Genomic DNA, 14,423 nt, shown 5'->3' with positions numbered 1-14,423 from the left:
TATTATTATATAAAATAAGGAAATATAATAATGTCTACAAAAAAAGCAGATTTTATTTGGTTAAATGGTGATATCACAAAATGGGAAGATGCTAAAATTAGTGTTATGACTCATGCATTACATTATGGTACATCTGTTTTTGAAGGTATTAGATGTTATAAAACATATAAAGGACCAGCTATTTTTCGTCATAAAGATCATATTGATCGTTTATATAATTCTGCTAAAATATACCGTTTTCCATTAAAATTTTCTATAAAAGAAATAATGGATGCTGTTCATATTATAATTAATATTAATAAACTTGAAGAAGCTTATATTAGAATTTTAGTGTTTATAGGAGATGTAGGATTAGGAATTAATCCACCTATAAACTATCATACGGATATAATGATTAGTGCTTTCCCATGGAAAAATTATCTTGGTTATAATACAAAAAAAAATGGTATTAATACAATGATATCTTCTTGGAATAAAATAAAACCTAATACTATACCTAGTTTAGCAAAAGCAGGTGGTAATTATTTATCTTCTTTATTAATTAGTAATGAAGCACGTAGAAATGGGTATGATGAAGGAATAGCATTAGATAGTTCAGGTTTTGTATCTGAAGGAGCGGGAGAAAATATATTTAAAATTAAAAATAAAATTTTATTTACTCCACCATTAACTTCATCTATTCTACCTGGAATAACTAGAGATTCAGTTTTTAAAATATCTAAAAATCTTAATTTAAAAATTAAAGAATGTTTAATATTAAGAGAATCTTTATATTTAGCTGATGAAATATTTTTAACAGGAACAGCAGCTGAAATTACTCCAGTTTGTAGCATAGATAATATATTAATTAATAATGGTAAACGGGGAAATATTACAAAAAATATACAAAAAGAATTTTTATATTTATTTAAAGGAAAAATAAAAGATAAATGGAATTGGTTAGATCATTTTAATAAATAATTATTTATTTTATTAGTTTTAAAAAGAAGAAAAATATGCCTAATTATCGTTCATTAATTACAACAAAAGGCCGTAATATGGCTGGTGCTAGAGCTCTTTGGAGAGCTACAGGAATGAGTGATGAAGATTTTAATAAACCTATTATTGCTATAGTAAATTCTTTTTCAGAATTTGTTCCTGGACATATACATTTACAAAAATTAAGTAAAATTATTTCTGAAGAAATTAAAAAAGAGGGCGGAGTACCAAAAGAATTTAATACAATAGCAATTGATGATGGTATAGCTATGGGTCATAATGGTATGTTATATTCTCTACCTTCTAGAGAACTTATTGCTGATTCTATAGAATATGTTATAAATGCACATTGTGTTGATTCAATGATTTGTATATCTAATTGTGATAAAATTACTCCAGGTATGCTAATGGCTAGTTTACGATTAAATATACCTACAGTATTTATATCAGGTGGACCAATGGAAGCTGGTAAAATTAATACTAAAAAAAATACAAAAATTATAAAAATTGATTTAGTAGATGCTATGGTTCAATCAGGAAATTTAAAGCAATCAGATGAATATATAAGACAAATAGAACTTAATGCATGTCCAACTTGTGGTTCATGTTCTGGTATGTTTACAGCTAATTCAATGAATTGTATAGTAGAAGCTTTAGGTTTAGCACTACCAGGTAATGGATCTTTATTATCAACACACATAAATCGTAAAGAATTATGTATAAAATCTGCTCATAAAATTGTAGAAATTACAAAAAAATATTATACAAATAATAATATTAATATTTTACCTAAGTATATTGCTAATGAAAAAGCTTTTGAAAATGCAATAATGTTAGATATTGCTATGGGTGGATCTACAAATACAATATTACATATGTTAGCTTTATCACAGGAAACTAATATATCATTTAATTTAAAAAAAATTGATCAATTATCAAGAAAAACACCATGGTTATGTAAAGTTTCCCCTAGTTCAAATAAATTTTATATGGAGGATTTTCATAGAGCAGGTGGAGTAATAGGAGTTTTAGGAGAATTAAATAAAATTGGATTAATACATAAAAATATTAAAAATATTTTAGGGTTAACAGTAGAAGAAACTATACAAAAATATGATATAATCGTTACAAAAGATTCACAAATAAAAAAATTTTATCAATCTGCTCCTGGTAATATAAAAACAATCAATCCTTTTTCACAAAATAAAATATGGAAGAATTTAGATATAAATCGTAAAAAAGGTTGTATTCGTTCATATAAATATGCATTTAGCCAAGATGGAGGGTTAGCAATTTTATATGGTAATCTTGCTAAAGATGGCTGTGTAGTTAAAACAGCTAGTGTAAATAAAAAATTAATGATTTTTACAGGAAGAGCAAAAGTATTTGAAAGTCAAGAATCAGCAATATATGCAATTTTAAATAAAAAAATTTTTCCTGGAGATATTATTGTTATAAGATATGAAGGTCCTAAAGGAGGACCAGGTATGCAAGAAATGTTATATCCTACATCATATTTAAAATCTATGAAATTAGATACAAGTTGCGCTTTAATTACTGATGGAAGATTTTCAGGAGGTACTTCAGGCCTATCTATAGGCCATATTTCTCCTGAAGCTGCAAGTAAAGGAATCATAGCATTAGTAAAAAATAATGATATTATTAAAATTAACATACCAAATAGATCAATAAAATTAGATGTTTCTCCTACTATATTAAATTATAGAATAAATAAAGAAAAAAAAAGAGGATTTTTAGCATATACACCTCTTCTAAAAAGAAAACGAAAAATTTCTTTTGCACTTAAAGCTTATGCTTCTTTAGTAACTAGTGCTGACAAAGGTGCAGTAAGAGATAAAAATAAATTAAATTATAATTATGAATAAATTAATATTTTTAAAAAAATTTTTAAAATATATTTAATATAATTAATTTTTTATAAAATAAATTTATTATTAAAAATTTTTATTTAAAATATAAATTTTAAGGTTATAATAATTTTTATTAGAATAATTAATTATTTAATAAAATAAAATTTATTAATTATAGTTATATATAATTTTTTTTAAACAAATGATAAGATTATAATCATTAATATTTAATAAATTTTTTATAAAAAAAATTTATTAAATTAATAAAATATTAACTATATTTATAGTATATAGGATTATTTAATGAATAATTATTTTAATAATTTAAATTTTCGTCAAAAATTAAAAAATTTACAAAAATGTAGATTAATGCAATTTGAAGAATTCATAAACAGTATAAATTATTTAAAAAATAAAAAAATTGTTATTATAGGTTGTGGTTCTCAAGGATTAAATCAAGGTTTAAATATGAGAGATTCTGGATTAAATATTTCATATGCCTTAAAAAATGAATCTATAAAAAATAAAAATCTATCTTGGCAAAGAGCATATAAAAATAATTTTGTTATAGGTTCTTATAATGAATTAATACCAAATGCAGATTTAGTAATTAATTTAACTCCTGATTATAATCACCATAATGTCTTAAAAAATATTAAACATTTAATAAAAAATGGAGCAACATTAGGATACTCTCATGGTTTTAATATTGTTGAAGAAGGAGAAAATATTCCTAAAAATATTACTGTAATTATGGTAGCTCCTAAATGCCCAGGAACTGAAGTTAGAGAAGAATTTAAAAGAGGATTTGGTGTCCCATCTTTAATTGCTGTTCATCAAAATGCTGATAATACTAATAATGGATTTAAAACCGCTAAAGCATGGGCTACTGCTATTGGTAGTCATAAAGCTGGTGTATTAGAATCTTCTTTTATAGCAGAAGTTAAATCAGATTTAATGGGGGAACAAACAGTATTATGTGGAATGTTACAAACAACTTCTATTTTATTATTTGATAAATTATTAAAACTTAATATTAATCCATTATATGCTTCACAATTAATACAATTTGGATGGGAATTTATTACAGAATCCTTAAAACAAGGAGGTATTAGTTTAATGATGGATAGATTAAATAATTATAGTAAAATACGTGCTTATGAATTAACATTAATTTTAAAAAAAAAATTAAAACCTTTATTTAAATTACATATTGATAATATAATTTCAGGTAAATTTTCTAAAGAACTTATAAAAGATTGGAATAATAATAATAGTAATTTACTTAAATGGAGAAAATTATATAAAAATAATAATTTTGAAAAAATTAAGAATATAAAAAATAATGATATAAAAGAACAAGATTATTTTGATAAAGGTATTGTTATGATTGCTTTTATTAAAAGTAGTATTGAATTATCATTTGAATTAATGACAGAATCTGGTATTTCCTCTGCATCTGCATATTATGAATCTTTACATGAATTACCTTTAATTGCTAATACTATTGCAAGAAAAAAATTATATGAAATGAATAAAGTTATATCAGATACAGCTGAATATGGTAATTATTTATTTTCAAATAATGCTATTCCTTTATTAAAAAACTTTATAAATAATCTTACAGCAGAAGATATAGGTATTTCAAAAATAAAAAATAAATGCATAAAAAATAAATATTTACGTGATTTAAATTATAATATTAGAAATCATCCTATTGAAAAAATAGGTTATCTCTTAAGAAGTTATATGATTCATATGAAATCTTTAACTAATTTTAAATTATAAATAATAATTTACTCTCTTTTTATTTTTTTATAAAGAGAGTATTTTTTAAAAATATTAATTTTATATTTTTTATTAATTATTTTACTAATAATCTATATTAAATATTTTATTTATAAAAAATTATCTTATAAAAATCTTTTTTTACAAATTATAAAATAATAATATTTAATATTAATATATTAAATTTAATTTTTAAAGTTAATTTATATCTATTATTAATTTTAAATATTATTTTTTTATATAAATATTATATATTATAATTTTATATAAAAAATAGTAAAAATATTAAAATTAAATATAATTAATTTTTTAAAAATATATTTTTATATAAATTATTGTAAATTTTGGAGAATAAATTGAATAATCAAGCCATAGTATTAATGGAAGATGGAACTAAGCTTTTTGGAAAATCTATAGGAGTTAATGGAATAGTTATAGGAGAAATAGTATTTAATACTGCTATTACTGGTTATCAAGAAATAATTACTGATCCTTCTTATTATAAACAAATTTTAACTTTTACATATCCTCATATTGGTAATACAGGTATTAATTCTGAAGATAATGAATCATCAAAAATTTATTTAAAAGGACTTATTATTAATAATTTATCAAAAATATCAAGTAACTATCGTAGTACAGAAAAATTAGATATATTTTTAAAAAAAAATAATATTGTTGCTATTGAAGGAATAGACACTCGATATTTAACTAGATTAATACGTAATAAAAAAATAAATAAAATAGGATTAATTGTTACTGAAAAATATTTTAATTATAAAAATATTATAAAAAAAATTAATTATTTTAATGGATTACAGGGATTAAATTTAATTAAAGATATTACAACAACTGTAAATTATTCTTGGATTGAAGGAAATAAAAATATTAAAATAATTAAAAAATATTTATTTTCAATGCATATTATAGTATTAGATTTTGGTGTAAAAACCAGTATTTTAAAAATGTTTGTTGATAGAAAATGTAAAGTTACAGTTATATCTGCTTTTACTAGCTATAAAGAAATAATGTTATTAAATCCCGATGGTATTTTTTTATCTAATGGTCCAGGAGATCCTAGACCATGTTTTTCTATAATAAAGAATATAAAAAAAATATTAACAACAAATATTCCAATTTTTGGTGTTTGTTTTGGTCATCAAATATTAGCTATTGCAAGTGGAGCAAAAATAAAAAAAATGGATATAGGGCATCATGGTAGTAATCATCCTGTTAAAGATTTAAAAAATAATAAAGTTTTAATTACTACTCAAAATCATGGATTTACTATTGATATAAATAATTTTCCTAAAAACTTAAAAATAACACATAAATCTTTATTTGATAATACTATACAAGGAATTCATTTTATAAATAAACCTGTTTTTGGTTTTCAAGGACATCCAGAAGCTAGTCCAGGACCACATGATGCATCTATTTTATTTGATTATTTTATAGAATTAATTCAAAAATATTGTGTAATAAAATATAAGAGATTATAAAATGCCGAAACGTACTGATATAAAAAATATTATGATTTTAGGAGCTGGGCCAATTATTATTGGACAAGCTTGTGAATTTGATTACTCTGGTACTCAAGCATGTAGAGCTTTAAAAGAAGAAGGATATAATTTAATTTTAGTTAATTCTAATCCAGCTACTATTATGACTGATCCTAATGTTTCTGATATTACTTATATAGAACCTATGAATTGGAAAATTATTTCTAAAATTATAGAAAAAGAAAAACCTGATGTTATTTTACCTACTATGGGGGGGCAAACTGCTTTAAATTGTATTTTAGAATTACATAAAAATAATATTTTAAATAAATTTAATGTAAAAACTATTGGTGTATCAATTGATACTATAAATAAAGCAGAAAATCGTTTTTATTTTGCAAATATTATAAAAGATTTAGGTTTCAACGTTCCTAATTCTTTTATTGTTCATAATATGAATGAAGCAATAAATTATATTAAAAAAATTAATTTTCCATGTATTATTAGGCCATCATTTACTATGGGAGGAAGTGGCGGAGGAATAGCAAATAATATAATAGAATTTAAAAAAATTTGTAAAAATGGTTTAGATTTATCTCCTAATAATGAATTAATTATTGATGAATCTTTAATAGGATGGAAAGAGTATGAAATGGAAATTATAAGAGATAAAAATGGAAATTCTATTATTATATGTTCTATTGAAAATATAGATCCGATGGGTATTCATACAGGTGATTCTATTACAGTAGCACCTGCACAAACTTTATCTGATAAAGAATATCAAATAATGAGAAATGCTTCTATATCAATTATAGAAGCAATGGGTATTGAATCTGGAGGAGCTAATGTACAATTTGCTATTAATCCTATAACAGGAAAATTAATAGTAATTGAAATGAATCCTCGTGTTTCACGTTCCTCAGCTTTAGCCTCTAAAGCTACAGGATTTCCAATTGCAAAAATATCAGCTAAACTTTCTATTGGTTATACATTGGATGAATTAATAAATGATATAACAAGTAATCATATTACAGCTGCTTTTGAACCTTCTATTGATTATATAGTAACTAAAATACCTAGATTTAATTTTGAAAAATTTAATAATGTTAATGATAGATTAACAACACAAATGAAATCAGTTGGTGAAGTTATGTCTATAGGTAGATCTTTTCAAGAATCAATACAAAAAGCATTATGTAGTTTAGAAATAGGAATTGATGGATTTAAATCAAAAATTAACCTAATTAAAAATAAAAAAAATTATAATTTAATTATAAAAGAATTAAAAAAACCTGGTCCTGATAGAATCAGGTTTGTTGCAGATGCTATAAGAATTGGTATATCTGTTAAAGAAATACATAATTTTTCTAAAATTGATCCATGGTTTTTATTTCAAATAGAAGATTTAATTAATATTGAAGAAAAAATAAAAATATTAGGTATTAAATATTTACATAATAAAAAAAATTTTTTTCAATTAAAAAAAAAAGGATTTTCTGACGGTAGAATAGCTGATTTATTAAATATTTCTGAAAAAGAAATTAGAAATTTAAGATATAAATTAAATATCCATCCAGTATATAAAAGAGTAGATACATGTTCTGCTGAATTTAAAACAAATACTGCTTATATATACTCAACATATGAAATAGAATCTGAAGCTAATCCTAGTAATAATAAAAAAAAAATTATAATTTTAGGAAGTGGTCCTAATAGAATTGGACAAGGTATTGAATTTGATTATTGTTGTGTACATGCATCAATGATATTACGTAAACATAATTTTGAAACAATTATGATTAACTGTAATCCAGAAACTGTTTCTACAGATTATGATATTTCAGATCGGTTATATTTTGAACCTATTACTTTAGAAAATATATTAGAAATTATTAGAATAGAAAAACCACAAGGTGTAATTGTCCAGTATGGAGGACAAACTCCATTAAATTTAGCTAAAGAATTAGAAAATGAGGGTATTAATATTATTGGAACAAGTCCAAAATCAATAGATCTTGCTGAAAATAGAAAAAAATTTCAGCATATTATTAATACTTTAAAATTAAAACAATCACCTAATTTTATAGTAAAAAATTTAGATAAAGCTTTAGAAAAAGCAAATATTATAGGATACCCTATAATAGTAAGACCTTCTTATGTTTTAGGAGGAAGATTTATGAAAATAGTATATAATGAAAATAATTTAAAAAAATATTATTTATTAAATATAAAAAATAATATTTCTGTTTTATTAGAAAAATTTTTAGATAATGCAATAGAAATTGATGTAGATGCTATTTGTGATAAAAAAAATGTTTTTATAGGTGGTATAATGGAACACATAGAACAAGTAGGAATACATTCTGGAGATTCTGCTTGTTCTTTTCCTACACGAACTTTAAGTAAAGATATTTTAAATAATATTAAAATTCAAACGAAAAAATTAGCTATTAAAATTAATGTATGTGGATTAATAAATATACAATTTGCTATTAAAAATAAAGAAATATATATAATAGAAGTTAATCCTAGAGCATCTAGAACAATTCCTTTTATTTCTAAAGCAATAAATATTCCATTAGCAAAAATAGGTGCATTAGTTATGATAGGTAAAACTTTATTAGAATTAAATCTTCAAAAAGAAATTATTCCTCCATATTTTTCTGTAAAAGAAGTAATTTTACCTTTTAATAAATTTAATAATATAGATCCTATTTTAGGTCCTGAGATGAGATCTACGGGAGAAGTTATGGGTATAGGATTTTCTTTTGCAGAAGCTTTTTATAAAGCAATGTTAGGAACAAAAGTATATATAAAGAAAAAAGGTATTGTATTAATATCTATACAGGATCAAGATAAAAAACTAATTTTTCCATTAATTAAAAAATTAATAAATTATGGTTATATAATTGAAGCTACTTATGATACAGCTAAATTTTTACAAAAATTAAATTTATCAGTTAAAATAGTTAGACAATCTACAGAGAAAGAACCAAATATAATAAATTTTATAAAAAATAAAAGATATACTTATATTATAAATACTATACAGGAAACAAATTCTACTCATAATTCTAAATTAATTAGAATTTTAGCTTTACAAAATAATATATATTACAGTACAACTATTAATGGTGTTATAGCTACAGTTATTTCTATGCAAAATAATTTTAAAAAAAGAGTATTTTCTTTACAAGAATTACATAAAATGTTATTAAAAAAATAATTTTTTTACATTATAATGATAAATAAGTATTATCATATTTTAAATTAATAATATCTTTATAAAATTAAATGTTAAATAATATAAAAAAATTAAAAATAAAAAAAAATAATAATTTTAATAATTTATTAAAATTCGATAATTTAAATGATTTACAAGTTATAAATATAAAAGGACCTGATAGTAAAATTTTTTTACAAAATCAATTAACAATTGATATAAATAAATTAGATAATAATATAAATTTTTTTAATGCCATACATTGCAGTTCTCAAGGAAAAATATTAACAAATATGCATATTTTTAAAAATTTTGATAATCATTATAAATATATTATTAGAAAAAATATAGTAAAAAAATATTTAAAAGACATTAAAAAATATACTATATTTTATGATATAAAAATTTTTTTAAATTTAAAAGAAAATATTTTTGGAGTATCTAGTGATATAAAATTAAAAAAAAATATATTTACAATTTTAAAAAAAAAAAATATTTTTTTTAAAAAAGAAACATTATCTTTTTTTGAAAAAGATATTTTTTTAAAATTTTGTTATTATAATAATTATTATTTAATGATTTTATCAGAAAAAAATATTAATTTTTTTATACAAGATTTTTTTTCTAAAAAACTAATTTATTTATCAAAAAAATATAATTTTTTAGATAAATTTTATATGAAAATAGGTTATCCTATTATTGATATTAATAATAATTATAATTTATTTTTACCTCAACAAAGTAATATGGAGGCATTTAATTCTATTGATTTTAATAAAGGTTGTTATTTAGGGCAAGAAATAATTAGTAGTTTAAAATTTAAAAAAAAAAAAGATAATCAGTTATGTTTACTAGAAGGACAAGCAAATTTTTTACCATCATATAATGATTTATTAGAATTTAAAAATAATAAAACTAAAAAATGGGAAATAATAAGAGGTAGTATTATTTTAAAATCGTTAATATTAAAATCAAATTTAATTTGGATACAACTTATATTAAAAAATAATATTTTAAAAAATTCTTTAATTAGATTTAAAAAAGATAAAAAAAGTATTTTTTTTATTATTAAGATTTTTGAATAATAAAAAAAAATTATTTTTTTAAAATATATATAAATTATATATTTATTTTTTAAATTTTAATCATATTTAAATATTTTTATTTAAAAATAAAAGGTTTATATAAAAAAATGAAAAAAATAACTATTATTTTTACAATAATTTTAATGAGTATTTATAATATTGCTAATGCTGCATCTGAATCCAATTTTAAAAATTATTGGTATTTTGGCTCTAAACTTGGATTATCTCAATATGATCATATTAAATTATTAGGAAAGGATATTGATAATAAAGAATATACTATTTTTAATAAAATAGGAAATGGAATTTTTTTTGGATATCAAGCAAATAATTTTTTAGGTCTTGAAATAGGATTTGATTGGTTAGGTGTTATTAAAAAAAATATTGAAGATAAAAATATTACAAATTTTTTTGAATCTAAAGGTATACAATTAACTTCTAATTTTAGATATCCTATATTTAAAAATTTATATTTATATAGTCGTTTAGGAGGTTTATTTGTAAAATCAAATAATAAACAATATAGTAAATATAATTCTAGTCTTTTTTTAAATAATTCATATTATAGTGCTTCTCCATTATTAGCTATAGGAGGAGATTTTAAAATAAATGATCATATTTCATCAAGAGCGGAATATCAATTTGTACAAAATATTGGGAATAATAATGATGATGATTTAGGTCAAAAAACAAATAATTCTATGTTTACTATTAGTATAGTATATACATTTGTTGATAAATATCATTTACCTTCAATAACAAACTTACTAAATAAAGCAAGAAATAAATTTTATAATAATTATGGTAAAAATAATATTTTATCAAAAATAAAAGTTTATTTTAAATTTGATAATAGTATTCTTGAAAAAAAAGATAAAATAATTTTAAATAAAAAATTAAATAATAATATTAAAAATAAAAATTTATCTACAGATAGTAAAAGTGAAATAGTAATTTTAGGCCATTCTGATTATCTTGAAAAAGATACTAATAATATTTTATCAAAAAAAAGAGCTGAAGAAGTTGCTAAATATTTAACATCTAAAAATAAAAATTTATTAAAAAAAATAATTTTTATTAAAGGATTAGGAAGTAATTTATTAATTAATGAAAAATGTAAAAAAATAAAAAATTATGAACTTTTAAAAAAATGTCTAATTATAGATAGATATGTAGAAATAAAAATTTTAAAAATCCCTCAAATAAAGAAAAAACATGTTTTTTATAAAAATGGTTTAATGAATCACAACTATGATGATTTTAATAAATTTAATAATGAAAATAATTTTTTTACATATAACAATTATTATGATCAATATAAAAATAATTTAATTTTTAGAAAAAAATTAGAACAAATGTTTCAAATCCCAATAATTCTATTTTCAATAGATGAAATAATCAATAATTTAAATTTATTTAAATTATAAAAAAATAAAAAATGCAGAAAATAATTTATTTCTGCATTTTTTATTTTTTTAAAAAATATAATATTTACATAAATAACTTTTAAATGCCCGAAGGCGGAATTGAACCACCGACACGGGGATTTTCAGTCCACTGCTCTACCAACTGAGCTATTCGGGCATATATATAAATTAATTATATTATGACAATATTTATAATAATACGTCAATAACTTTTATTAAAATTTTTTAATATTAATTTTAAATTTTAAAATATTTTAATTTTATTTTGTATAAATAAAAAATTAACATTTAATTATGTTAAAATTATTATTTATTTATGTTTATTTTTTTATTTTTTAAAAAAATTATAAATTTTTATAAAGATTAGAAGAAATAAAAATTTTGATAAAAAATAAAAATTTTTAAATAGACCTTGAAACATAAGCTATATGTCCTTATCTTTCAATTCACATTATTAAAATAAATTAATATTAATTTATAAGACTTTGACTAAACTTCTTAAAAGGAGAATTATTAAATGAATATTCGTCCATTACATGATCGTGTTATTGTAAAAAGAAAAGAAGTTGAATCTAAATCTGCAGGTGGAATTGTATTAACAGGTTCTGCAGCAGGAAAATCTACTAGAGGAGAAGTATTAGCAGTAGGAAAAGGACGTATACTAGATAATGGTGTAGTAAAGCCATTAGATGTTAAGAAAGGTGATATAATCATTTTTAATGATGGTTATAGTGTTAAAACAGAAAAAATTGATGATGAAGAAGTACTTATAATGTCTGAAAGTGATATTTTGGCTATTATTAAATAATAAGAATTTGTCATTAAATAAATAAAATTATAGAAAATGTAATTAATTTAATATAAATGAATTTAAGGAATATTTAAAATGGCAGCTAAAGACGTAAAATTTGGTAATGACGCACGTGTAAAAATGTTACGAGGTGTAAACGTACTTGCAGATGCAGTCAAAATTACTCTTGGACCTAAAGGTAGAAATGTAGTACTAGATAAATCATTTGGTGCTCCAGCAATAACTAAAGATGGAGTAACAGTTGCTAGAGAAATAGAATTAGAAGATAAATTTGAAAATATGGGAGCACAAATGGTCAAGGAAGTAGCTTCTAAAGCTAATGATGTGGCAGGTGATGGTACAACAACTGCTAGTGTTTTAGCACAATCTATTGTAAGTGAAGGTTTAAAAGCAGTTGCTGCAGGAATGAACCCTATGGATTTAAAAAGGGGAATAGATAAAGCAGTAATAGCTGCAGTAGAAGAATTAAAAGTAATTTCTGTTCCATGTTCAGATTCAAAATCTATAGCTCAAGTAGGAACTATTTCAGCAAATGCTGATGAAACTGTAGGTAATTTAATTGCTCAAGCTATGGAAAGAGTAGGTAAAGAAGGAGTTATTACAGTTGAAGAAGGAACTGGATTACAAGATGAATTAGATGTTGTGGAAGGAATGCAATTTGATAGAGGATATCTATCACCATATTTTATTAACAAATCAGAATCTGGAACTGTAGAAATTGATAATCCATACATTCTTTTAGTTGATAAAAAACTTTCTAATATTAGAGAAATTCTCCCTATTTTAGAAATTGTTGCAAAATCAAGTAAATCATTACTAATTATAGCTGAAGATGTTGATGGTGAAGCATTAGCTACTTTAGTAGTAAATACTATGCGTGGTGTAGTAAAAGTAGCTGCAGTTAAAGCTCCTGGATTTGGAGATCGTCGTAAAGCTATGTTGCAAGATATTGCTATTCTTACTGGTGGTAATGTTATCTCAGAAGAAATTGGTTTAGAATTAGATAAAACAACATTAGAAGATCTTGGACAAGCAAAACGTATAGTTATTAATAAAGATACAACAACAATTATAGATGGTATAGGTAAACAAAGCGATATTTCAGGACGTGTTAATCAAATAAGACAACAAATAGATGAAGCAACTTCTGATTATGATCGTGAAAAACTTCAAGAAAGAGTAGCTAAATTAGCAGGTGGAGTTGCTGTATTAAAAGTTGGAGCAGCTACTGAAGTAGAAATGAAAGAAAAAAAAGCTCGTGTAGAAGATGCTTTACATGCTACTAGAGCTGCTGTAGAAGAAGGTGTTGTAGCAGGAGGAGGAGTTGCATTAGTACGTGTAGCTGCTAAATTAATGAATTTAACTGGTCAAAATGAAGATCAGAATATGGGTATAAAAGTAGCTTTAAGAGCAATGGAAGCTCCTTTACGTCAAATAGTTTCTAATGCAGGAGAAGAACCATCTGTAGTTGCAAATAATGTAAAAGATGGTCATGGTAATTATGGATATAATGCTGCAAATGAAGAATATGGAGATATGATTAAATTTGGTATTTTAGATCCAACTAAAGTTACAAGATCAGCATTACAATATTCAGCATCTGTAGCAGGACTTATGATTACTACAGAATGTATGGTTACAGATTTACCTAAAGATGAAAAATCAGAAATATCTAATACACCTCCAGGTAGTATGGGTGGTGGCATGGGTGGTATGATGTAAATTTTAAAATAAA

At 22.0% G+C, this 14,423-nt stretch carries 9 protein-coding genes and 1 tRNA gene; 9 read left to right on the top strand and 1 reads right to left on the bottom strand.

Features of this window, described 5'->3' with window-relative positions:
- The first annotated feature begins 30 nt into the window (after nt 1-30).
- From GJT98_RS00940 to GJT98_RS00910, 7 genes are all read left to right on the top strand, one after another.
- A complete protein-coding gene (locus GJT98_RS00940) occupies nt 31-960 on the top strand; it encodes a branched-chain amino acid transaminase (protein WP_168820973.1) in 930 nt (309 codons plus the stop codon).
- A 35-nt stretch (nt 961-995) separates the two neighbouring features.
- Nucleotides 996-2,864, top strand: coding sequence for a dihydroxy-acid dehydratase (gene ilvD / locus GJT98_RS00935; RefSeq protein WP_168820971.1), 1,869 nt, complete (start codon nt 996-998; stop codon nt 2,862-2,864).
- Between the two features lie 288 nt (nt 2,865-3,152).
- Nucleotides 3,153-4,637, top strand: a complete 1,485-nt coding sequence (gene ilvC, locus GJT98_RS00930) for a ketol-acid reductoisomerase (protein ID WP_168820968.1) — start codon at nt 3,153-3,155, stop codon at nt 4,635-4,637.
- Nucleotides 4,638-4,993: 356 nt separating this feature from the next.
- Nucleotides 4,994-6,139 (top strand): glutamine-hydrolyzing carbamoyl-phosphate synthase small subunit, encoded by a 1,146-nt coding sequence (gene carA, locus GJT98_RS00925; protein WP_168820966.1) that lies wholly within the window; start codon nt 4,994-4,996, stop codon nt 6,137-6,139.
- A 1-nt stretch (nt 6,140) separates the two neighbouring features.
- Nucleotides 6,141-9,368, top strand: a complete 3,228-nt coding sequence (gene carB, locus GJT98_RS00920; RefSeq protein WP_168820964.1) for a carbamoyl-phosphate synthase large subunit — start codon at nt 6,141-6,143, stop codon at nt 9,366-9,368.
- Between the two features lie 68 nt (nt 9,369-9,436).
- Nucleotides 9,437-10,450, top strand: a complete 1,014-nt coding sequence (ygfZ, locus tag GJT98_RS00915) for a CAF17-like 4Fe-4S cluster assembly/insertion protein YgfZ (RefSeq protein ID WP_168820962.1) — start codon at nt 9,437-9,439, stop codon at nt 10,448-10,450.
- A 107-nt stretch (nt 10,451-10,557) separates the two neighbouring features.
- A complete protein-coding gene (locus GJT98_RS00910) occupies nt 10,558-11,877 on the top strand; it encodes an OmpA family protein (RefSeq protein WP_168820960.1) in 1,320 nt (439 codons plus the stop codon).
- Nucleotides 11,878-11,961: 84 nt separating this feature from the next.
- Here GJT98_RS00910 and GJT98_RS00905 read toward each other — a convergent pair.
- Nucleotides 11,962-12,034: transfer RNA gene (locus GJT98_RS00905), tRNA-Phe, on the bottom strand.
- A 360-nt stretch (nt 12,035-12,394) separates the two neighbouring features.
- Between GJT98_RS00905 and GJT98_RS00900 the strand changes: the two genes are divergently transcribed.
- Together GJT98_RS00900 and groL are read left to right on the top strand one after the other, a co-directional pair.
- Nucleotides 12,395-12,685 (top strand): co-chaperone GroES, encoded by a 291-nt coding sequence (locus tag GJT98_RS00900; protein WP_168820959.1) that lies wholly within the window; start codon nt 12,395-12,397, stop codon nt 12,683-12,685.
- A 78-nt stretch (nt 12,686-12,763) separates the two neighbouring features.
- Nucleotides 12,764-14,410: a chaperonin GroEL gene (gene groL, locus GJT98_RS00895; protein WP_168820957.1), complete on the top strand. Its 1,647-nt coding sequence runs from the start codon at nt 12,764-12,766 to the stop codon at nt 14,408-14,410.
- Nucleotides 14,411-14,423 lie beyond the last annotated feature (13 nt).

This window comes from Enterobacteriaceae endosymbiont of Donacia sparganii (assembly GCF_012569045.1).
Lineage (GTDB): Bacteria > Pseudomonadota > Gammaproteobacteria > Enterobacterales > Enterobacteriaceae.
The sequence above is the reverse complement of the archived record's forward strand: the minus strand, read 5'-3'. Positions and strand labels throughout refer to the sequence as shown.